The sequence below is a fragment of the Agrobacterium sp. H141 genome, assembly GCF_057158725.1.
In genome coordinates, this window is record NZ_CM169893.1 from 3,370,821 (window position 1) to 3,391,895 (window position 21,075).

Here is a 21,075-nt window from a genome sequence, read left to right on the forward strand (position 1 = left end):
TTGCTGAGGATGACAGAGTTTATATATCTGTTAGGGTTAATAAAGTGCGTATAGGTCTCATTTTTTATGGTTAATACTTAGTTATACTCACAATCGACACTTCACTGGCCGTTAGCATTACCTAACTGCTTATTAAGACCATGTGCCGATGATCGGAACCCAGTGGATAATGTCGTGCGGGTCGCCGGTCGGCGCGGTGTACCGGGCAATGCTCTTACATCGGCCAAGCGGCGCGAGAAGGAGAGACGGCATGCCACGAGGCGGCCCGTAGACGCACGATTGAGCAGCGCCAGGCGTTATTCGATGGATCATCAAGGAAGAGAGAGTGTGGCTGGGGCGGGAGGATTCGAACCTCCGCATGCCGGTACCAAAAACCAGTGCCTTACCGCTTGGCTACGCCCCAAAACCCGATCGACGCGCAATTGGCGTTCGTCGATGGTGCTGCCTGATAGCAAAGGACTGGCGGGTGGGCAATATGCCCTGACGGTTTTTTACCGGCTTTCGTGCTTCGCACGCGCTCTCTTCGACCATGGCAAAAATCGGGCGGGAACATCATGGCGGCCCAACGGTTGATTAGGCAGACCATTAGCAACCCGAAAAGGAGGACATCATGACCTCGATTACATCTTCGAACATTCTCATTCTCGCCACCCACGGCTATGAGCGCTCGGAACTTCGCGTGCCCTTTGACAAGCTGAAGGCACAGGGGGCCAAGGTCACCATCGCATCCTTGAAGAAGGAGCCGATCAAGAGCTGGGACGAGAAGAATTGGGGCGATACGATCGACGTCGATCTGACGATTGATGACGTCAATATCGCCGACTACGACGCCATCGTTCTTCCCGGCGGACAGATCAATCCGGATCTGCTGCGCAAGGAGGCCAATGCCGTCAAGCTGGTGCGTGACTTTGTCGACAGCGGCAAGGTGGTTGCAGCCATCTGCCACGCGCCCTGGCTACTGGTGGAGGCCGATGCCGTGAAGGGTGTTGACGTAACATCCTATTCGTCGATCAAGACAGACGTCATCAATGCCGGTGGCCGCTGGCACGACGAGGCCGTTGTGACCGACAAGGGCATTATCACCTCGCGTTCCCCTGAGGATCTGGATGCGTTTGTGTCCAAGATCGTGGAAGAGGTCGAAGAAGGCCGCCACGAACGCCGCGCGGCCTGAGGCCGCGTGTCGATCTCGATCCCTATGGAGAGAGAGACGATCATTCAAAAACAGGCGGTGGCTTTCGGGCCGCCGCCTTTTTCTTTGCCTGCCAAGGCCGGGCGCGATAACACTTCTGTCTCGTTCAGCATCAGGATCATTGCCCATGCCCGGTTATTCTGCTCGTATCCCCGCCCTTTCCACCGTCCTGCAAGACGATGCCAATGTTCGCATTACGCGCTGGGATTTCGAACCGGGTGCGGCAACGGGCCATCACACCCATGGCATGGGCTATGTGGTGGTGCCGCTGACAGACTGCCATTTCCTGATCGAGGACAAGGACGGCGAACGGCGGGTGACCAGTCAGGCCGGAGAGGCTTATCGGCGCGATGCCGGCGTGGAACATAATGTCATCAATGGCGGCGAGCGAGCGATGAGCTTTATCGAGATCGAGTACAAATGAAGACGCCGGCGCCGGAGAGCCTGGACTTCGACCTGTCGTTCGAGCCGGCACACGAAACGGCTGTACCCGTTGCGAGACACGTCCAGCGCATCACGGTCAACAATCCCTCCCCCTTCACTTTTCACGGTACCAACAGCTATATCGTCGGCGACAGGTCGGTGGCGGTGATCGACCCTGGCCCGGACGACGATGCCCATTTTCAGGCGCTGATGGCGGCTTTGGAGGGACGGGAAGTAACCCATATTGCCGTGAGCCATACCCATAAGGACCATTCGCCGCTGGCGGGGAGGTTGAAGGCTGCAACGGGTGCCGTGATTGTGGCCGAAGGTCCGCACCGCGCATCGCGCGTTCTGCATGACGGCGAAAGCAATCCCTTTGGGGAAAGCTCGGATACGCTATTCATGCCGGATATCACGCTCCAGCACGGCGACAGGGTCGAGGGCGACGGGTGGACATTGGAGACCGTGCTGACGCCCGGACATACCGCCAATCATGCAGCCTTTGCGCTTGCCGATAGCGGCATTCTTTTTTCCGCAGATCATGTGATGGCCTGGGCAACATCCATCGTTGCGCCGCCCGACGGTTCGATGAGCGATTACATGGCGTCGCTCGAGCAACTGCTGGCGCGCGAGGACCGGATCTATTTTCCAGGCCATGGCGGGCCAGTCAAACAGCCCTCGGCATTCCTGCGCGGCCTTCGCACGCACCGGCGCATGCGCGAACGTGCGATCCTGGAGCGGATCAAGGCGGGTGACCGCAAGATCGCCGACATGGTGAAGGTGATCTACGCCACGACCAGTCCCAAGCTGCATGGCGCAGCAGCGCTCTCGGTTCTGGCTCATATCGAGGATCTGGTGGAAAAAGGCGCGATCACGACCGACGGACCGCCTAGACTTGACGGCGACTACCACCCGGCTTGAGCGCACCATCAACCGCCGGCGATCCCCAGCAATTCGGCATCGAGAGCGTGAAGAAAGCGCTGGGCGATCTCGGCACTGAAGCCCAGATCATGCGGCCCGTAGCGGCTGGCCACGCGGATATCCACCAGTGTCGTTTCCGCTTCCTCGCGCAGCCGGATCACCGCATCGAAGGGAAAGCCGAAGAAGAAACTGCGTGTATCGACCTGCAGACGCACGATACCCGGTGGATTGAGCGGAGATTCCACGCCCGGCGGCGCCGGTTCGGGGCGCGGCGATGGTACCGGGCCGACATCGGGCGCCACGGCGCCGCCCGGCGCTTCGACGGAAGCTTCCAGGTCTTTTTCCTGTTCGGGTGTGAGTTCCGGCGCGGCATATTCCTCGCCCAGACTTTCCATAACCTTGAAGCCGTTTTGCTGGGCAACCTTCAGTACCGCCTCATAAACGCGGTCCAGCGCGCCTTCATAGCGTCGACCGTTGAGGGCCGGATAGGCGATCAATTGCGCCTCGCGCATCTGCGGCGTGATTTCGGGGCGGTCGGGCAACCATTTCTGCGCTGCATCGGGCGTCACGATCCAGCGCGGTGGCTCCACCAGATCGGTGGACACATCATAGATCGGCGGCAAAACGATGTAGCGGTAAGCGGCAAAGCCGACGAGTGCGAGTGGAAACAGGCCGAGGATCAGCCCACGTGCCGCCTTGAGGCCGCCAAAAGCGCCGGAATACCACAACTGGCAAAGGCCGATGATGGCCAGCGGCACCGCGAATGCCGCCGGTATGGCCGCAACAAGTATAAGGCCGACAAAATCCGGATCTGTCAGGGGGCCAAAACGATGCCACAGAAAAACGACAACGAGCATGGTGATGGAAAAGACACCGAACTGACCGGCGAGACGGGCCGAGACGGAAACCGGGCGGTCGTAGCGGACTGACATGAAGGATCCATATGCTCACAGGGTCGCCGAAGCGGCTCGCCTTACTGTTTATCGGCGCAGCGGCGATGCGACAAGACGATCCATCGCGCAATTGCGACTTCGCTGCCTACGGCTCGCCAGCGGAAGGATCGACCTGGATCATGGTGCCACCGCCCTCAGACTGAACGCCGACACCGGGCAGGATCTGTTCGGCATTGTCACCCATTGCAGGCACTTGCGGTGCAATCTGGAAGTCCGGCACGTAAAGCGAGGCGGTGACTATCATGGAAATCACGATCAGCCAGCTGCCGATAATGCGGGCCGGAATAGTGAGCCATGCGCCCCTGAAAGGGCGAAGCAGCAATGCCGGCGCGATGATGAGCCAGAGAGCGCAGAAAAACGCGCCTGAGGCAAAATCGGCAATACCGACGCCGAGATCATCGAGCCCGATGAAGAGTGCAAGCGACAAGGAGACGATGGCGGATGCGAGAATGGCTGCATGGTCACGCCATTTGCCCGGCAGCCAGAGCACCGCGCCGGAACAGAACACGGCGGCAGGTGCAACCAGGAACAGGACCTGCCCCAAGGGCGATTCCCGGATGACCGTAAAAATCGGGTCGAAGACGAGCAGCATGGGCAACATGACGGCGGCAAAGACCACGACGATCATGGCGGCGCGACGCGCGGTCCCGGCCATGGCGACGGCCACGGAAAGGCCGAGCATGGCCAGAACCAGATCGTAGACGGAGAGCGTGAACAGCCAGCCCAGTTCGAGAAAGCCGTAATCATGCGGCAGCACCTGGGAGAAAAAGACGATCAGCAGCCCCGCTGCGAAGAATGCAGCGGCAAAGCGGAAGGTCGACGTCTGCATGATGGCACGGATGCGCGGCCATCCGGCTTTCGGTGCCTCAAGTTGCGCAACGCCTTCACGCGAAAGGCGGCGGCGCTCGGCGCGGGAAAGCGCTGACGCTGATTGTGCATCCGTGTTGTCGACGGAAGCGATCTGTTGCTGACTGTTCTTCCGGCTTGCCATTCATTCAGCCAGTCCGGATGTCCACGAACTGCTCTTTATTTCACATGATGCGGCTATTTCACAAAGCCGAGCTTATGTCATCATTGCAGCCTCCTCGCCAAGCTGCAAGGATCGGCTTTCTTCGATCAGGATCGGCAACCGCGCCGACGGCGCAAGGACAAAAGCATGGGAACGGATATCAGGTTGTTTGGCGCGGACTATAGCGTTTATGTGCGCATTGCGCGGCTGGCGCTCGAGGAAAAGGGCGCAGACTACGAACTCGTGCCCGTCGATATCTTTGCCGAAGGGGGGCCATCTGCAGATTACCTCGCGCGCCATCCCTTCGCCCGCATCCCGGCCTTCGACCATGGCGGTTTCCGGCTTTATGAGACCGGGGCGATTACGCGCTATATAGACGAGGCCTTCGAGGGGCAGGCGTTGCAGCCGAAGGACGCGGAGACACGGGCACGCTGCAATCAGATCATCAGCATCGCCGACAACTATGCCTATATGCATATGGTCTGGGGTGTATTTGTCGAGCAGGTCGAAAAGCCAACCAATGGTCAGCCGATGGACGAGGCCAGGTTTGCGGCATCGCTGGAGATATCGCGACAGGTGTTGAGCGCGCTTTCAGGCTTCAAGCAAAACGGCCCCTGGCTGCTGGGAGACACGCTGTCGCTTGGCGATCTCTATTGTGCGCCGATATTCGACTATTTCCTGATGGCAAAGGACGGCAAGAAGCTGATCGGCGACTATCCGGCACTGCAAGACTGGTGGACGGAAATGTCCGCCCGGCCCTCCATGCTGCGGACCGCGCCTACCGTCTGACCGCTCCTTCGCCCGCTTTCCTTGCCTCGATGGCTGCCTGCGCTGCAGCAAGTCTGGCGATCGGCACGCGGAAGGGGGAGCAGGACACATAATCGAGGCCGGCGCTCTCGCAGAAATGGATCGAGGCCGGGTCGCCGCCATGTTCTCCGCAGATGCCGAGCTTCATGTCGGGCCGTGTCTGGCGTCCACGCTCGGCCGCGATCCGGATCAGTTCACCCACACCGTCAAAATCGAGCGAGATGAAGGGATCATGCTCGATCACCCCCTTTTTCTGATAGGTGGTGATGAAGGCAGAGGCGTCGTCTCTGGAAATACCGAATGTGGTCTGGGTCAGATCATTGGTGCCGAACGAGAAAAATTCGGCGGCTTCGGCAATCACATGGGCGCGCAGGGCCGCTCTTGGCAATTCGATCATGGTGCCGACGAGATAGGAGATGGAGAGCCCGGCTTCGTCCATGACTTCGTTTGCAATGCGGTCGATCACCGTCTTCACATAATCGAGTTCCGACTTCAGTCCCACCAGTGGGACCATGACTTCCGGCACCACGGGCGCACCGGTCTCACGGGCAGCAGCAACCGCTGCCTGGAAAATAGCGCGGGCCTGCATTTCGGCGATTTCAGGATAGGAAATCGCCAGTCGGCAGCCGCGATGCCCGAGCATGGGATTGAACTCATGCAGCGCGTCCATGCGGCGGCGCATGAACGCAACGTCGATGCCCATGGCCGCTGCCACTTCCTCGATTTCCGCGTCCGTTTTCGGCAGGAATTCATGGAGCGGCGGATCGAGCAGGCGGATCGTGACCGGCAGGCCATGCATGATGGAAAAGAGTTCGGTGAAATCCGAACGCTGCATGGGGAGCAGCTTGTCGAGGGCCGCACGCCTGCCCCGTTCGTCTTCCGCCAGGATCATCTCGCGCATCACCTGAATGCGCTCGCCCTCGAAGAACATGTGTTCGGTGCGGCAAAGGCCGATGCCTTCGGCTCCGAAAGAGCGCGCGGCCCGGGCATCGCCCGGCGTATCGGCATTGGTGCGCACCGTCATGCGGCGTGTCTTGTCGGCCCATTCCATCAGCTTGGCGAAATCGCCCGACAGTTCCGGCTGGAGCATGGGCACATGGCCCTTGAGCACCTGACCGGACGAGCCATCGATGGTGATGATATCGCCCTTTTTCAGCGTCACGCCTATGCCGATCAACACCTCGTTGCGCAAATCGGCGCGCATGGTCCCTGCGCCGGCCACGCAGGGAATGCCCATACCGCGTGCGACGACAGCCGCATGGCTGGTCATGCCGCCACGGGTGGTGAGGATACCTTCGGCGGCATGCATGCCATGAATATCCTCAGGCGAGGTTTCGACGCGCACCAGAATGCATTTGCGGCCTTCTTCTTCGGCCAGAACGGCTTCTTCCGCGGTAAAGACGATCTCGCCGGTGGCAGCACCTGGCGATGCCGGCAGTCCGGAGCCAATCACATGGCGCTCGACGCGTGGATCGATTGTCGGATGGAGAAGCTGATCCAGCGAAGATGGCTCAATGCGCGCGACCGCCTCATCTTCCGTGATCACGCCTTCAGCCACCATGTCGACGGCAATCTTCATGGCAGCCTTGGTGGTGCGCTTTCCGGAGCGGGCCTGCAACATCCACAGCTTGCCGCGCTCTATGGTAAATTCCAGATCCTGCATGTCGCGGTAATGGCTTTCCAGACGGGTGCAGATGCCGGTGAATTCGGCAAAGGCCTCTGGCATGGCCTTTTCCAGCGATGGCTTTTCCGACACGGCCGAAAGCCTGCCCTCCTCCGTCAAGGATTGCGGCGTGCGGATGCCGGACACGACATCCTCGCCCTGGGCATTGATCAGGAATTCGCCATAGAGCGATTTTTCGCCCGTCGAAGGATTGCGGGTAAAGGCAACGCCCGTCGCAGAAGTCGAGCCGAGATTGCCGAAGACCATGGCCTGGACATTGACGGCGGTGCCCCATTCGCCGGGAATTTTGTGCAATATCCGGTAGGTTGCGGCACGCGGGTTCATCCAGCTTGCAAAGACGGCTGCGATGGCGCGCCAGAGCTGATCATAGGGGTCCTGGGGAAAGCTTTCGCCCAGACCCTCTTCAATCGCTTCCTTGTAGAGCGTGATCACGTGCTGCCAATCGACGGCAGTGAGCTCGGTATCGCTATCGTGACCGAGCATGGCCTTTTCGTGGTCGAGAATTTCCTCGAAAACGACATGGTCGAGGCCCATCACCACATCACCATACATCTGGATGAATCGGCGGTAGCTATCCCAGGCAAAACGGGCGTCGCCAGACGAATGACCCAGCGCCTGCACCGTTTCATCGTTGAGACCGAGATTGAGGACCGTATCCATCATGCCGGGCATGGAGGAGCGGGCACCGGAGCGAACCGAGAGCAGCAGCGGATCTTTGTCATGGCCGAAGCGGCGACCGGTCTCGGCCTCGATACCCTTCAAGCCTTCCAGCACCTGCGCCTTCAAGCCATCGGGCAATGCGCGATCATTCTTGTAGTAATAGGCGCATGCATCCGTGACGATGGTCAAACCGGGAGGAACCGGTAGACCCAGTGCCGCCATTTCCGCCAGATTGGCACCCTTTCCCCCCAGAAATTCGCGATCAACCGCCCGGCCTTCGGCTTTACCGCCGCCGAACGTGTAGACCCACTTCGTCATTCCCTTGCTCCACCCGAAATGCCTTTATTTCCTAATGTTTATATGAATTGTGACGGCTTGGGAACGGTGACAGCCAAGATTTTATTGCGCTGCAGCATGACTGTTTCCGGCGCCGCCTTGCCTCCTTCATCGAAACCAGCGAAAAGGCCTCCGCTTCAGTCATCGGGTGCAATCAGCGCGGCCTTTTCAGCATCGCTCGGATCGCCGAGGAAAACTTCACCCTTGTCCTTGTCGACGACGCGCATGACAGCGTGCTTGCCGTCAGCCGAAAACAGCACATGCAGCTGGCTATCCGGGCAATGGCCTGCCTGGCACGCCATGAAGCGCTCCATCGGCTTGCCATCGACGGTTTCACGGCTCGACCCCATGGCGACATAACCGCCGCGCGAGACCATGTTGCGCACCCAGTTTGGAATATCGCCGCGACCCTTGATCAGGGCCGAAAGCGTATCGGCATAGACTTCCGATTGCTCGACGACGCGGAATAAAAACCGACCGGAGAGATTGTCCTGCGCCTGGGCAGATGTCGCGAAAATAACGACTGTTGCGATAAAAATTAGAAAACGCATAGCTAAAACCCGTGTAGTTCCGACCGTCGGAGACGGACCATAATAAGTGTTTTGTCCGAGGTGAGCGATAAAATCAAATCCGGGCGGCCAATGGGGAAAAGTTTAGGCAATTGCTTCAGGCAATTTTCAGCTTCGCGTGGGATACTTATAAGTTCATTCGAATTGACACATGGAGCCAAGGCGGGATGCGGTCCATCGCAGACGAACTGTTGCACCTGCAAGACGGCGCCAGCGTGATCACGGCCGCCTTCGACGCGGACGATCGCCTGCAGTACTGCAATACCGCCTTTCGGGATGCCTACTTCGTCGACGAGGGAGAGAGCATCGTCTGGGCGGATATCATGCGCCGAAACCACGCCGCAAAGCGCGGCCCCGTGATCAAAGATCCCAATATTGAATCCTGGCTGGCAACTGCATTTACACGCCGGGGAAAATCCACAAAACGCGGCTTTGAGGTCGATCTGGTTGACGGCCGATGGATCTGGGTGGTCGAAAGCCTGCGGGAAGATGGCTGGCTGTTGATGACCGGCGTCGACATCACTGAGTTACGCATGGATGAGCGGGAATTGCGCCAGACCCGCGACTTTGCCCGACGCGCCTCGCAAACCGATGATCTGACCGGTATATCCAACCGTCGCCACATCATGGAACAGCTCGACAATGTGCTGGCGGGAAATAGTGGCGGTCAAACCGGTGGCGGCTGTGTATGCCTCTTCGATATCGACTATTTCAAGCAGGTCAACGATGACTATGGTCATCAGGCCGGTGACGCCCTGATCGTGCATTTTGCCCGCACGGTGCAGCAGCATATCCGCCGAACCGATATTTTCGGACGCGTGGGCGGAGAGGAGTTCATGCTGATCTTGCCAGACACCAGTCTGGAGCAAAGCAGCGGCATGATTTCCCGGGTGCTGAAATCCGTGCGGGAAAGTCACCCGCTGGCGCAAGATGCCAGCTTCACCTACACCACGTCTGCCGGCATTTCAGAAATCATGGCGGGCGATACAGTCGAATCCGTCTTTGCCCGTGCCGATGCAGCGCTCTACGCTTCCAAGCACAGTGGTCGCGATCGGTTGAGCCTGGCTGCCTGAGCTGAGGCTTCACACCAGATCGCGCTCGCGGAGTTGCTCTGCTGTCTGCAAATCGACTGACACCAGTTGCGACACACCCTGCTCGGCCATGGTTACGCCGAAGAGGCGGTTCATGCGCGCCATGGTGATGGGGTTGTGGGTAATGATGACGAAGCGGGTTTCGGTCGAGGCCGCCATTTCGTCCATCAGATTGCAGTAGCGCTCCACATTGTGGTCGTCGAGAGGGGCGTCCACCTCGTCCAGCACACAGATCGGGGCCGGATTGGTGAGGAACACGGCAAAGATCAGCGCCATGGCTGTCAGCGCCTGCTCGCCACCGGACAACAGTGTCATGGTCTGCGGCTTCTTGCCGGGCGGGCGGGCGAGGATTTCGAGGCCAGCTTCCAACGGATCGTCGCTTTCAATCAGCTGAAGCTCTGCGGTCCCGCCGTTGAAGAGATGAGTAAACAGGCGCTGGAACTGGGCGTTGACGACATCGAAGGCGGCCAGCAGCCGTTCGCGGCCCTCCTTGTTGAGGTTCTGGATCGCGCCGCGCAGCTTGCGGATGGCATCGATGATATCGTCGCGCTCCTTGATCAGGGCACTCAGTTGATCCGACAATTCCTGCTGTTCTTCTTCGGCGCGCAGATTGACCGCGCCCAGACGCTCGCGCTCCATGCGCAGCCGGTCGAGATCGCGTTCGACATCGCGCAGGTCGGCAATGTCGGAGGCATCCTTCATCCCGGTCAGACGCAAGGCCTCATGCGCCTGAACATTGAGCGTTTCCTGAATGCGGGCCTCGCCTTCCTTGCGGCGATCGCGGGCCGATACCAGCCGCTCCTCGGCGCGGCCACGACGCTCGCGACTTTCGGCCAGTTCCGACAGAGCCGTTGCCGCCTTGTGATCGGCTTCACGCTGGCGGGTTTCGGCCTCGGCCAGGCGGTCTGCGGCTGCCTTGCGTTCGCCCTCGGCCTTTTGCAATTCGGTCATCAGCATGCGGCGCTTGTCGTCGAACTCGTCAGGTGCCAGTTCCAGCTCGGCAAGTTCGTCGCGGGCCTCGGCATCGCGCTCTCTCAAGGTTGCGATCTGGGCCTCGGCACTGGCGGCGCGTGCCTGCCAGGTCGAGCGCTCCTGCCGGATCGACAGAATGCGGCGCTGGCGCTGTTCGTTTTCGCGATTCAGGCTTTCATGCACGGCCCGCGCTTCGGCCAGCACACCGCGAAGGGTGGCAACAGAGGCCTGTTCCTCGCGCAATTTTTCGTCCAGGTCGGATAGATCGGGCGCATCCTCAAGGGCAATGCGGGCGTCTTCCTCGTTGATGGCGAGATCTTCCAGCTGGCCGCTCAGGCTGTTTCGGGCTTCATTGATGACATCGCGGCGGCGAACCAGATCACCGGATGCGCGCTCTGCAGCGGCCAATGCCTCGCGGGCTTCGGCCAACTGGCGGATGGCGATGCGCTGGCCTTCGCGGCTCTCGGCCATACGCGCTTCGGCAATGCGAATGCCCTCGCCGGCACTTGCAAGGTTATCCTCCGCCTCCGCCATCATGTCGCGGGCTTCTTCGCTTTCAGCCTCAAGCTCGGCCAGACGGTTTTTCTGGGCCAGACGCAGCGCTGCCGCACTCGGGGCTTCCGAGCCCGTCACATGACCGTCCCAGCGATAGACGGCGCCATCGCGCGTCACCAACCGCTGGCCTGGCCGCAGCCGTTTCATCAGTGTTGCAGCCTCGGCGGCATCGACCAGCCCGACCTGACGCAGGCGGCGGTGGAGCGCGTCGGGTGCCTGAACATGGCCGATCAACGGAGAAACACCCTCCGGCAAGCCCGGGTCGCTATCGCCGGAACTAGTTTCGGTCCAGTGGGCGGGGGCGCGCTCGTCCAGCGGGGAATCCAGATCGTCGCCCAGTGCCGCCCCCAGCGCCGTCTCGAAGCCGCGGTCGACGGTCAGCGCATCGGCGATCGGTGAAAACTCACCCGAGGTCGCACCGCTTGCCAGCATTTTCTGGATCGTGCGGGCTTCGGTTTCCAGTGCATTGACCCTGGAGCGTGCCACTTCCAATGGTTGGCGCAGATCGGCTTCGGCGCGGCGAGCGGCGGATACCGCTTCCTCGGCCTCGGCCATCTGGACTTCCAGATCCTCAATGGCGACTTCGGCGGCCTCGACCAGTTCCTGCTTTTCCGAGGGGTCGGGCAGTTCGGCCATACGCGCTGCGATCGTATCGATCTCGCGGCCCGCCTCCTCTGCCTGACGCTCGAGACGCTGGCGGCGCTCGGCCAGATCACGGATGCTCCGTTCCAGCGCATTGCGCCCGGCAGAGGCTTCTGCACGCTCTGCAGTCAGAATTGAAAAGCGTTTTTCCGCCTCTGCGAGATCGGCGGCGGCTGCTTCGAAAGCAGCCCTTGTTTCTTCCGACTGGCGCCCGGAATCGGAAAGGATCTCTTCCAGTTCCGCCTCTTCCTCGGCAAGACGGTTGAGCACCTCGGTATTGTCGGCGGTCAGCCGTTCCTCGCGCCGAATATCCTCATCCAGCTGGGCCAGCCGACGGGTCAGTTCGTCGCGACGTTTGAGGATACGGTTCGCCTCTTCGTCCAGCTGCGAGCGGGCGATCTGAAGGCGCTGCAAGGTTGCGGCAGCGGCCACTTCGGCGTCGCGCAATTCCGGCATCTTGAGGCTGGAGATGGCCTGTGCCTTGGCGGCTTCCATCTGGATCTGCGCCTTTTCGGCAACGATGGCGGTTGCCTGATTGAGCGCGGTTTCCGCCTCGGCCTCGGCGTCCTTGGCCTGCAGCCAGCGGATATACAACAGCATGGCCTCGCGGGCACGGATATCGGCAGACAGTGCCTTGAAGCGGTTGGCCTGGCGGGCCTGACGTTTCAGGCTCTCGATCTGGCTTTCCAACTGAACAGTGATGTCTTCAAGCCGCTCGAGGTTGGTTTCGGCGGCACGCAGACGAAGCTCGGCCTCATGGCGACGCGAATGCAGGCCGGAAATCCCGGCTGCCTCTTCCAGCAATTGCCGACGGGCCTGAGGCTTTGCCTGAATGAGTTCGCCGATCCGGCCCTGCCCCACCATGGAAGGCGAACGGGCACCGGTGGAGGCATCGGCAAACAGAAGCTGCACATCCTTGGCACGGGCTTCCTTGCCATTGATGCGATAGACCGAACCATTCTCACGCTCGATCCGGCGGGTGACCTGAATCTCATCCTGATCGTTGAAGGCCGCTGGTGCGGTGCGGTCGGAATTGTCGAGATAAAGGCCGACCTCCGCCGAATTGCGAGCGGGCCTGTTGCCTGACCCGGAAAAGATCACGTCGTCCATGCCGGACGCGCGCATGTTCTTGTAGGAATTCTCGCCCATCACCCAGCGCAGGGCCTCGACAAGATTGGACTTGCCGCAGCCATTGGGCCCGACAACGCCGGTCAGGCCGCGTTCGATGATGAATTCGGACGGTTCGACGAAAGACTTGAAGCCCTGCAGCCTGAGCTTGGTAAACCTCATGACACCGACCTCGTCTTGTCCGCGACGGTGAGAAGGAGGCTGAAGAGCTCAGACGAGGCGTGCGAAAGCCGGTCCAGCGGCTTCCGATACATCCCCATTGCGGGGGCGGAAAAACACAAAAAAACGGGCGCACGGGTCCGCCCGCCGCCCGTTCTCGCAACGGAGCGTTGGTTAGAGCATGCTGTCGATAAGCGCCGACATGGATTCAACCGACATGTCTCCAGAATAGGTCTTGCCGTTGATGAAGAAGGTCGGTGTGGCATTCACGCCGAAATCCTTCGCACCGCGGTCCCTGATAGCCGTCACATCAGCGGCTAGCTTCTGGTTCGTCAAGCAGGCTTCGAAGCTCTCCTGTGTAAAACCTGCCAGTTTCGACAATTGCAGCATCGCACCGCGCACATCGCCGTCGGACGGAGCCGCCCAGGCGCGCTGCTGCTTCATGAACATCGAGATGAAAGGAAGCTGCTGACCTTCCGGCGCGCAGCGCGCGAGCATGAAGGCGGCGGTTGCCGCAGGATCGAAGGGGAATTCGCGAATGACGAAATAGACCTTGCCGGTGTCGATGTATTTGGTCTTGATCGGTTCAAGCGTCGTTTCATGGAAATGGGCGCAATGCGGGCAGGTCATCGACATGTATTCGACGATCTTTACCGGTGCATTTGCGTCGCCCATGGTCATTTCCGGCAGCGGGCCGGGCTTGAGCACGTCGGCCATATCGACATCGCGGTCGGATTTTGGAATTTCCGTGCTGCTTGTGGCAGCCGTCGTTACCGGGTCAACACCGTCCTTGGCGCTATCTGATGCATTGGCAAGGGCATTGGGCGCCTTCTCGTCGCTGCAAGAAGCAAGGCCTACGGAAAGAGCACCGACGGCGATGCCGCCCAGAAGGAGGCGCCTGGTGGTGGTGAGTTCAAGATTAGCCATCGGTCTATCCTGCAATTATGAATTTCGGGTCTGCCAATTCGTTATATCGGCCATTGGCCGCAAACAAGGCGGTTGGTCGCCACTTTCATCAAAGAATTGTGAGAAGAAAAGGTCGCAATCATTAAATTTCTTCCATGTTACCGCGCGCTTATTTACGCTTGGCGGAAGAAAGCACGCCGGTCCCGAGTTTTCGGATTGCCGATTTCAGCGTTTCACTTTCAATTCCGTCCAGCATGGCTTCCAGCCTTCTTGCCCTTTCGCCCTCCAGCGGGCGCAATTTGCGGCGATGGTTGTAGGATTGCGATACCGGCTTTTGCACGATGCGGATCTGGGCAATGGCGGGATAGCCGAAAAAACCGTTGATACGATCGATCAATTCGCCCTGCGCGTGATTGAGGAACAGGGCACGGGCACCCTCGCAGGCAACCACCAGCACGCCGGGGCGGTGACCGCCAGCCTCGTTGAAATCGTTGTGGCGCGGCCAGGTGATCTTTTCCGGACGGGTGCAATCGGCAAAGTTCTCGCCGGCAATATCTTCCCACGAACCAAGCAGCGCCGTGGTGATACCTGCACGGCGGGAGAGGACGGGATCGATGATACCGTTGGCGAGTTCGGCAATCTGGAACGCGCCTCTGCGTGGTTTCTTCATGGCTGTTGTTTTTTCATGGACCGGCATGTGCCTTACGCTTCTCGCCTTGATTACAGCGACTGATTTGTCCAGATATACGGCACTTTCCCCATATGCGGCAAATGATGACACACAATATCCCCGAAAACGCCGAGGCCATGGCGCTTCTCGCCTGGTACGACCGCCACCACCGGGAATTGCCCTGGCGGGTATCGCCGTCGATGCGCAAGCATGGCGTGGTGGCCGATCCCTACCATATCTGGCTTTCCGAGGTGATGTTGCAGCAGACCACCGTGCAGGCGGTCAAAAGCTATTTCCAGATATTTCTCAGTCGCTGGCCCACGGTCAAGGATCTGGCGGACGCCCCGGTGGACGACGTCATGGCCGCCTGGGCGGGACTTGGCTATTACGCTCGTGCGCGCAATCTGAAGAAATGTGCGGAAGTGGTGGCGACCGAGCATGGCGGGATCTTTCCCGATAGCGAAGAGGGCTTGAAAGCGCTTCCGGGGATCGGCGACTATACCTCAGCCGCCATCGCCGCCATCGCCTTTGACCGCCAAGCGGCCGTGATGGATGGCAATGTCGAGCGGGTGATTTCCAGGCTTCACGCGATCGACGCCCCGCTTCCAGGCTCCAAGCCGGTGATGAAGGCACATGTTGCGACCATGACACCGGCATCGAGGCCCGGCGATTTTGCCCAGGCGATGATGGATCTGGGAGCAACGATCTGTACGCCGAAGAGACCCGCCTGTTCTCTTTGTCCTTTCAACGCCCACTGTCTGGCGCTTCTGAAGGATGATCCGGAGCGCTTTCCGGTCAAGGCTGCCAAAAAGGAAAAGCCTGTTCGCTTGGGTGCTGCTTATGTGGCGCTACATGAGGACCGTGTTTTGCTGAGACGGCGTGTGGCAAGCGGTCTTCTGGGAGGCATGACCGAGGTTCCGACAACCGAGTGGACTTCACGGCAAGATGGCGGAACCGGGATCGAGCACGCCCCCTTCCCCGCCGACTGGCAGGCCAAAGGGGTGGTCACGCATATCTTCACACATTTCGAATTGCGGCTGAGTGTCTATTGCGCCGACGTTGACAAAGCACCCGCCGATAACGGCTGGTGGGAGCCGGTTGCAAATCTTGAACAGCAAGCGCTGCCCACCGTCATGAAAAAGATAATCATGCAGGCTATGCCGCACGCATTTCCAACACGGAGCAAATGATTCATGGCCGCAGACATTCAGCATATCGTTTTCGACATCGGCAAGGTTCTGATCCATTACGATCCCAACCTGCCCTTTTCCCGGATCATTCCCGATGAGAGCGAACGGCAATGGTTCTTCGACAATGTCTGCACCCATGAATGGAATGTCGAACAGGACCGCGGTCGTGACTGGGCCGAAGCGGAAGCGCTGCTGATTGCCGACCATCCCGAGCGCGCCGAGCAAATTCGTGCCTTTCGGCAGTACTGGCGCGAAATGGTGCCGCATGCCTATGAAGACAGTGTCGCGATCATGCTTGGCCTGATCGAAGACGGACGCGATGTGACGATGCTCACCAATTTCGCCGCCGACACGTTTCGTGAGGCCCGCGGTATGTTTCCCTTCCTCGACCGCCCGCGCGGCGTCACGGTTTCTGCCGAGGTCGGGCTGATCAAGCCGGATATCGCCATCTACGAGACCCATGCCAAGAGCTTCGGCCTTGATCCGTCCAGGAGCATTTTCATCGACGATTCGCTCGCCAATGTAGAGGGTGCCAAGGCTGCCGGATGGTACGCAGTGCATTTTACCGGGGCTGACAAGCTGCGCTCCGATCTCGCCGCCCATGGGGTGGACGTCTGAAATCGGATCGGAAACGAACCCGTTGACGCTCAGGCGCCGGCGGGTTCGCGTGTCACCGCCTCATAATGCGCTTCGATCTGACGTGTGAGCGCTTTGGTATCGAAGAGGGCTGCGGATTTACGCGCCTCCAAAAGGGTCTGGCGCAGGCGGATATGGCGGTCCTTATCCTGCGCCAGTTCGACCGCCAGGCGGACGAATTCTTGAATATCTGTTGCCACCAGTTCCGGCAGGCCGACCGCACGCAGCAGGCTTTCCGAGACGCGGCTGGCAAAGCTTGAGCCATGCCATGTGAGCACTGGCACGCCGCACCAAAGGGCGTCGGATGTGGTGGTGTGGCCGTTATAGGGGGCGGTATCGAGGGCGATATCCGCCTCGGCGAGGCGGGCCAGATGATCGGTCATCGGCATTTTGGGTGCGAAGATCAGACGGTTCGGATCGACACCTGCATCACTTGCCGCCTTTTCCAGATTGGTGCGGGCAAGGCCCTGATGGTCGAGCAACCACAATACCGATCCATCGACGGCAGATAAAATCTGCATCCAGGCGGCAAAGACCGGCCCACGAATTTTCTGCGTTTGATTGAAGGAACAGAAGACAATCGCATCCTTTGGCAGACCGTGTGCCGCGCGGTTGCCGGTTCGCGCGACCGGAGGACGGCGATCGTCGTTCGACTGATAGCAGGGATCAAGCCGCAGCAGTCTTTCTTCGTAATGCAGCTCGCTTGCGGCAGGTGTGACCACGGCATCGGTCAGCGCATAGTCGATGCCGGCACCGGGCACGCTGCCGGGAAAGCCGAGATAGGTTATGGCAACGGGTGCGGGACGACGGCTGAAAATGCCAAGGCGGCTCGATTGGGTGAAGCCCTTCAGATCGACCAGGATATCGAGTTCGAGGGTGCGAATTAACTCGGCTGCGGCCTGATCGTCGAGGTCCAGAATATCGATATAGTGGTCGACACTTGCGAGAAACCGTGCGCGATGATTGCCGGTTCGCGCCTGTTGCGGCGTGTGGCAGATACCGTAGATCTGGAAGCGGTCGCGATCATGGGCTTCCAGAACGCCTGCAAACAGCGCCATGGTTGCGTGCTCACAAAAATCCGCCGAGACATAGCCGATGCGAAGCGGTTCTTCGGGGGTGCGCTTGCGTGGCTGCGGACGGTGCGGTGACAGTTGAGGCAACAGAACCTGCGCCGTGCGGCGGGCGCACAGTGCGTGATAGGCTTCATCGCCGGACCATGTGAGCGCACGAAAGGCATTTTCGCGGATGTCGGCCTGGTCGCCCTCGCGGGCATAGGCCGCTTCCAGCTCGGACTGAAGCGTCGCTGAGAGCGAAAAATCGCAAAGATTGGCAGCGCACCAGAACAATTCGCTCAAAGCCAGCCGCTCGGTGGGATTGGCAGCATAGGCTTTCAAAAGTGCCGGATAGGCTTCCTCATAGTGGCCAAGTCCTGAGAGGACGATGCCGGCATTGAGGAAATTGCCGGCACTGCTGCCATGATCAGCCAGATGCCGGGCAAAGGGCAAGGCCTCGGCATAGCGCCCGGCTTCGCGGTAAAGACTGCAGATCGAGTGATTGACGTCGCTGTCGCTGGCCATATGGGCATGCAATTTCAACAGCGCAGCAAGGGCCGACTGGTTGTCGTTGACGGCCAGAAAATGCGAGGCAGCGCGAAAGGCGACATCGCGGCGACGGGCGCTTGCGAGATCGATGGCGCCGGCGAGATAAAGTCCGGCCGCAGCGCGGTCGCCCAGTTTCTCGTGCACCATGGCTGTGAGGATGCGGGCATCGGCATTGCGCTTTTCGCGTTCCATCAGGCGCGCCAACGCCTTGAGCGCGACCGCATGATCGCCCCGGTTAAACGCCTGCTTTGCCTTGTCCAACAGAGCCGTCAAATTTCGCACCCCAAATTTGAGGTGGAGATTTAGGTGCGTCAGCTTGCTCGAGGCTGGCCAGTCTTCCTATATGAATTGGCTTGAATACATGACGCCCGGACCTCGTAACCGAGGACCGGGCGTCTATTTCTTCCTGCGGGACTGAAGGTACTAAAACCGCAGGAAGGATGGGCAGACGGGCAAAGAAGGGTGGATCGTCAGGACCGTCCATCAAATGATGGACAATCCTATCCCAGCTTTGCCAGTTCACTGCGGATGACTGACCTCAGATCGTCGATGGGACGCAGAGCGTCGCCGTCCTCATAGTGCCAGAATGTCCAGCCGTTGCAGGCATCGAAACCCTGCACCTTGGCACCCAGCCGGTGGATGGAGCCGGCATCGCCACCAGACGCGATCGTACCGTCGGCGCGGATGATGGCGCTGTAACGGCGCTTGGCATCGGTCAGAACCTGACCGGGCTTCACCAGACCGCTTTCGATCAGCGTGTTGAAGGCAACGCGCGGCTCGGACTTCTTGCCGGTCAGCACGGTCAACTCGGCCTTGCCGAGAGGCTCGACTGCTTCAATGCGGGCCTGAGCCGCATCGATGTAATCCTGCTCGCGCTCGATGCCGACGAAATGGCGACCGAGGCGTTTGGCAACGGCACCGGTTGTGCCCGAACCGAAGAAGGGATCGAGGATCAGATCGCCGGGCTTGGTGGAGGCCATGATGACACGGGCCAGCAGTGCTTCCGGCTTCTGGGTCGGATGAACCTTCTTGCCATCGTCGCCCTTCAGGCGTTCGCCGCCATTGCAGATCGGAAACAGCCAGTCGGAGCGCATCTGCACGTCGTCATTGGAGGCCTTCATGGCATCGTAATTGAAGGTATAGCCCTTGGTCTTCGGATCGGGAGAGGCCCAGATCATGGTTTCATGGGCGTTCTGGAACCGGCGGCCCTTGAAATTCGGCATGGGATTGGTCTTGCGCCAGATGACATCGTTGAGGATCCAGAAATTGAGGTCCTGCAGCGTGGCACCAACGCGGAAAATGTTGTGATAGGAGCCGATCACCCAGATGGTGCCGGTTGGCTTGAGCACGCGGCGGCAAGCGAGAAGCCAGGCGCGGGTGAAGGCGTCATAGGCCTGAAAGGATGCGAACTGGTCCCAGTCATCGTCGACGGCGTCGACATGGCTCTGGTCGGGACGGGTCAGCGAACCGCCCAGCTGAAGGTTATAGGGTGGATCGGCAAAGATGACGTCCACGGAATTGGCGGGAAGTGCTTCCAGCGCTGCGACGCAATCACCCTTGATGATGGTGTCGATAAAGGAGGACGGTGCACTCGAACGACGCAGTTCGGCGATCGGGGAGACAGAGGCCATCGGATACTCACTCTTACACGGACGCGATACTTGATGGCTGTTATGGTTACCGAACTTGGTTACCAAACCCTGAAGGATGGAGAGTCATTGGCGAAATAGTCGAGAAAAATGTCTGCAATCGGCACATGGCGATGGAATATGGCCGTGTTCAGGGATCTCTGTTCGCCACAGTATCATAAGCCCTGACCGTCGCCTTCCTGGCCTGCTTGCGCCAGGTGCGCTCTACCGTCGCGCGCACCCAATCGATATCGACCTTTTCCGGTCGAGCCAGGATCAGCGGCCATGGCCGGTGATGGTCCGTGGTGAAGAACGTGTCCGGATCTACCTCGATGAGGAAATCACGCTCCTCGAACGGCACCTTGAAGACGGGGCAATCATGGGTGGGGTTCCAGAACAGGATCGCTTTGTTGTTGACCTTGAAGGACACAGCGTCCCAGGATTTCGTTTCGACGACGTCTGGCAAAGCCAGCACGATGTCGCGCAACATATCGAGTGTCAGCATGACCGAAGCCCCCTCGCCTGGATAATGGCAGATTTTCGGCACCTGTCGAAGCGGGAAACGTGCCGGCGCCAAACCACGGAACTATCCCCCTCCGGCAGCCACTCGTTGAGGGCATCACACTCCGTGACGCGCCAGACTGTCGGCTGGCGCTTCCATCCTTTCATCCAATCCATAATCCCTCAGCACATGGGCGACACGCAGCCTGTAATCGGAAAACACGCCACCCCTGCCAGCGGATTGGGCAAGGCGGTGCTCCTGCGTGTTGCGCCAGGCCTTTACCGCCTCTTCATCGCGGAAGAAGGAGAGCGAGAGCAGTTTTTCAGGCTGGCTCAGGCTCTGGAACCGCTCGACCGAGATAAAGCCGTCAATGGTTTCCAGTTGGCGCTTCAGCCCGGCGGCTATGTCGAGATAGGCGTCCATCCGGCCCTCTGCCGGCGTCACTTCGAAGATCACTGCGATCATGGCTTTTGCAACTCTCCATGGGGCTTGGAAACGCATTTCAAAAACAGTCTATCCTCTTTGAGGATAAAGCGCTCGCGGCGAGAGAACGCATAGTTTTCCTGGCCGAGCGGATCTGCGGCGAGCCTTGTCCGATAGGCCTCGTAAGCGGCCAGGTTTTCGATGTGATAGATGCCGTAGGCGGTGGTGGTTGAGCCCTCATGCGGGCCGAAATAGCCGACCAGATCAGCACCGCAACGCGGGATCGCTTCGCCCCAGTTGCGGGCGTAGGTTGCGAACTGATCGCGGGAAAAAGGATCGATCTCGTAGCGGATGATGCAGGTCAACATGGCAGGCTCCTTTATGGTTTCTGCCCCTGTCTTCGCATGGCACCTGCCGGTGA

The 21,075-nt window shown here is 59.7% G+C and carries 19 protein-coding genes and 1 tRNA gene; 7 read left to right on the top strand and 13 right to left on the bottom strand.

Annotated elements, in window-relative coordinates; translation table 11 throughout:
* Nucleotides 1-328: 328 nt before the first annotated feature.
* A tRNA-Gln gene (locus tag ACWPM9_RS15830) sits at nucleotides 329-403 on the bottom strand.
* A 207-nt stretch (nucleotides 404-610) separates the two neighbouring features.
* Between ACWPM9_RS15830 and ACWPM9_RS15835 the strand changes: the two genes are divergently transcribed.
* The 3 genes from ACWPM9_RS15835 to ACWPM9_RS15845 all read left to right on the top strand — a co-directional run bounded on the left by ACWPM9_RS15835 (nucleotide 611) and on the right by ACWPM9_RS15845 (nucleotide 2,533).
* On the top strand, nucleotides 611-1,171 hold the full coding sequence (locus ACWPM9_RS15835) for a type 1 glutamine amidotransferase domain-containing protein (RefSeq protein WP_484755763.1): 561 nt from the start codon (nucleotides 611-613) through the stop codon (nucleotides 1,169-1,171).
* 145 nt (nucleotides 1,172-1,316) lie between these two features.
* Entirely contained in the window at nucleotides 1,317-1,613 is a 297-nt protein-coding gene (locus ACWPM9_RS15840; RefSeq protein WP_484755764.1) for a cupin domain-containing protein, read from the top strand.
* Nucleotides 1,610-2,533 carry an MBL fold metallo-hydrolase gene (locus tag ACWPM9_RS15845; RefSeq protein ID WP_484755765.1) on the top strand — a complete coding sequence of 308 codons (924 nt, stop codon included), beginning with the start codon at nucleotides 1,610-1,612 and terminating at the stop codon, nucleotides 2,531-2,533. The genes ACWPM9_RS15840 and ACWPM9_RS15845 overlap by 4 nt, the downstream gene beginning before the upstream one ends.
* A gap of 8 nt (nucleotides 2,534-2,541) precedes the next feature.
* Here ACWPM9_RS15845 and ACWPM9_RS15850 read toward each other — a convergent pair whose 3' ends face one another.
* Complete coding sequence (locus tag ACWPM9_RS15850) at nucleotides 2,542-3,465, bottom strand: DUF1499 domain-containing protein (protein ID WP_484755766.1); 924 nt, start codon at nucleotides 3,463-3,465, stop codon at nucleotides 2,542-2,544.
* Nucleotides 3,466-3,571: 106 nt separating this feature from the next.
* Nucleotides 3,572-4,477, bottom strand: a complete 906-nt coding sequence (locus ACWPM9_RS15855; protein WP_484755767.1) for a hypothetical protein — start codon at nucleotides 4,475-4,477, stop codon at nucleotides 3,572-3,574.
* Nucleotides 4,478-4,642: 165 nt separating this feature from the next.
* On the opposite strand from ACWPM9_RS15855, the gene ACWPM9_RS15860 reads away from it, so the two are divergent.
* Complete coding sequence (locus tag ACWPM9_RS15860) at nucleotides 4,643-5,284, top strand: glutathione S-transferase family protein (protein WP_484755768.1); 642 nt, start codon at nucleotides 4,643-4,645, stop codon at nucleotides 5,282-5,284.
* On the opposite strand, the gene ppdK is transcribed toward ACWPM9_RS15860, so the two are convergent.
* Nucleotides 5,274-7,964, bottom strand: a complete 2,691-nt coding sequence (ppdK, locus tag ACWPM9_RS15865; protein ID WP_428185568.1) for a pyruvate, phosphate dikinase — start codon at nucleotides 7,962-7,964, stop codon at nucleotides 5,274-5,276. The genes ACWPM9_RS15860 and ppdK overlap by 11 nt on opposite strands.
* A 155-nt stretch (nucleotides 7,965-8,119) precedes the next feature.
* Nucleotides 8,120-8,533 carry an Ivy family c-type lysozyme inhibitor gene (locus ACWPM9_RS15870; protein WP_428185569.1) on the bottom strand — a complete coding sequence of 138 codons (414 nt, stop codon included), beginning with the start codon at nucleotides 8,531-8,533 and terminating at the stop codon, nucleotides 8,120-8,122.
* A gap of 185 nt (nucleotides 8,534-8,718) precedes the next feature.
* Here ACWPM9_RS15870 and ACWPM9_RS15875 point away from each other — a divergent pair, with 185 nt between their 5' ends.
* Complete coding sequence (locus ACWPM9_RS15875; RefSeq protein WP_484755769.1) at nucleotides 8,719-9,624, top strand: GGDEF domain-containing protein; 906 nt, start codon at nucleotides 8,719-8,721, stop codon at nucleotides 9,622-9,624.
* 9 nt (nucleotides 9,625-9,633) lie between these two features.
* Here the strand turns inward: ACWPM9_RS15875 and smc are convergent, their stop codons facing one another.
* The 3 genes from smc to ACWPM9_RS15890 form a co-directional block, all read right to left on the bottom strand.
* The gene (gene smc / locus ACWPM9_RS15880; RefSeq protein WP_484755770.1) at nucleotides 9,634-13,101 is read right to left on the bottom strand and encodes a chromosome segregation protein SMC; all 3,468 of its coding nucleotides are present in this window, start codon (nucleotides 13,099-13,101) and stop codon (nucleotides 9,634-9,636) included.
* A gap of 171 nt (nucleotides 13,102-13,272) precedes the next feature.
* Nucleotides 13,273-14,025, bottom strand: coding sequence for a DsbA family protein (locus ACWPM9_RS15885; RefSeq protein WP_484755771.1), 753 nt, complete (start codon nucleotides 14,023-14,025; stop codon nucleotides 13,273-13,275).
* Between the two features lie 148 nt (nucleotides 14,026-14,173).
* Nucleotides 14,174-14,674 carry a DUF721 domain-containing protein gene (locus tag ACWPM9_RS15890; RefSeq protein ID WP_428185573.1) on the bottom strand — a complete coding sequence of 167 codons (501 nt, stop codon included), beginning with the start codon at nucleotides 14,672-14,674 and terminating at the stop codon, nucleotides 14,174-14,176.
* A gap of 92 nt (nucleotides 14,675-14,766) precedes the next feature.
* Here ACWPM9_RS15890 and mutY point away from each other — a divergent pair, with 92 nt between their 5' ends.
* A complete protein-coding gene (gene mutY / locus ACWPM9_RS15895) occupies nucleotides 14,767-15,864 on the top strand; it encodes an A/G-specific adenine glycosylase (protein WP_484755772.1) in 1,098 nt (365 codons plus the stop codon).
* Between the two features lie 3 nt (nucleotides 15,865-15,867).
* On the top strand, nucleotides 15,868-16,482 hold the full coding sequence (locus ACWPM9_RS15900) for an HAD family hydrolase (RefSeq protein WP_428185575.1): 615 nt from the start codon (nucleotides 15,868-15,870) through the stop codon (nucleotides 16,480-16,482).
* Between the two features lie 29 nt (nucleotides 16,483-16,511).
* Here ACWPM9_RS15900 and ACWPM9_RS15905 read toward each other — a convergent pair whose 3' ends face one another.
* From ACWPM9_RS15905 to ACWPM9_RS15925, 5 genes are all read right to left on the bottom strand, one after another.
* Nucleotides 16,512-18,374, bottom strand: a complete 1,863-nt coding sequence (locus tag ACWPM9_RS15905; protein ID WP_484755773.1) for an O-linked N-acetylglucosamine transferase, SPINDLY family protein — start codon at nucleotides 18,372-18,374, stop codon at nucleotides 16,512-16,514.
* Nucleotides 18,375-18,601: 227 nt separating this feature from the next.
* A complete protein-coding gene (locus ACWPM9_RS15910; protein WP_428185577.1) occupies nucleotides 18,602-19,732 on the bottom strand; it encodes a site-specific DNA-methyltransferase in 1,131 nt (376 codons plus the stop codon).
* Between the two features lie 148 nt (nucleotides 19,733-19,880).
* The gene (locus tag ACWPM9_RS15915; RefSeq protein WP_484755774.1) at nucleotides 19,881-20,234 is read right to left on the bottom strand and encodes an MmcQ/YjbR family DNA-binding protein; all 354 of its coding nucleotides are present in this window, start codon (nucleotides 20,232-20,234) and stop codon (nucleotides 19,881-19,883) included.
* Nucleotides 20,235-20,348: 114 nt separating this feature from the next.
* Nucleotides 20,349-20,696: an antibiotic biosynthesis monooxygenase family protein gene (locus tag ACWPM9_RS15920; protein WP_484755775.1), complete on the bottom strand. Its 348-nt coding sequence runs from the start codon at nucleotides 20,694-20,696 to the stop codon at nucleotides 20,349-20,351.
* On the bottom strand, nucleotides 20,693-21,022 hold the full coding sequence (locus ACWPM9_RS15925; RefSeq protein ID WP_484755776.1) for an NIPSNAP family protein: 330 nt from the start codon (nucleotides 21,020-21,022) through the stop codon (nucleotides 20,693-20,695). The genes ACWPM9_RS15920 and ACWPM9_RS15925 overlap by 4 nt, the downstream gene beginning before the upstream one ends.
* Nucleotides 21,023-21,075 lie beyond the last annotated feature (53 nt).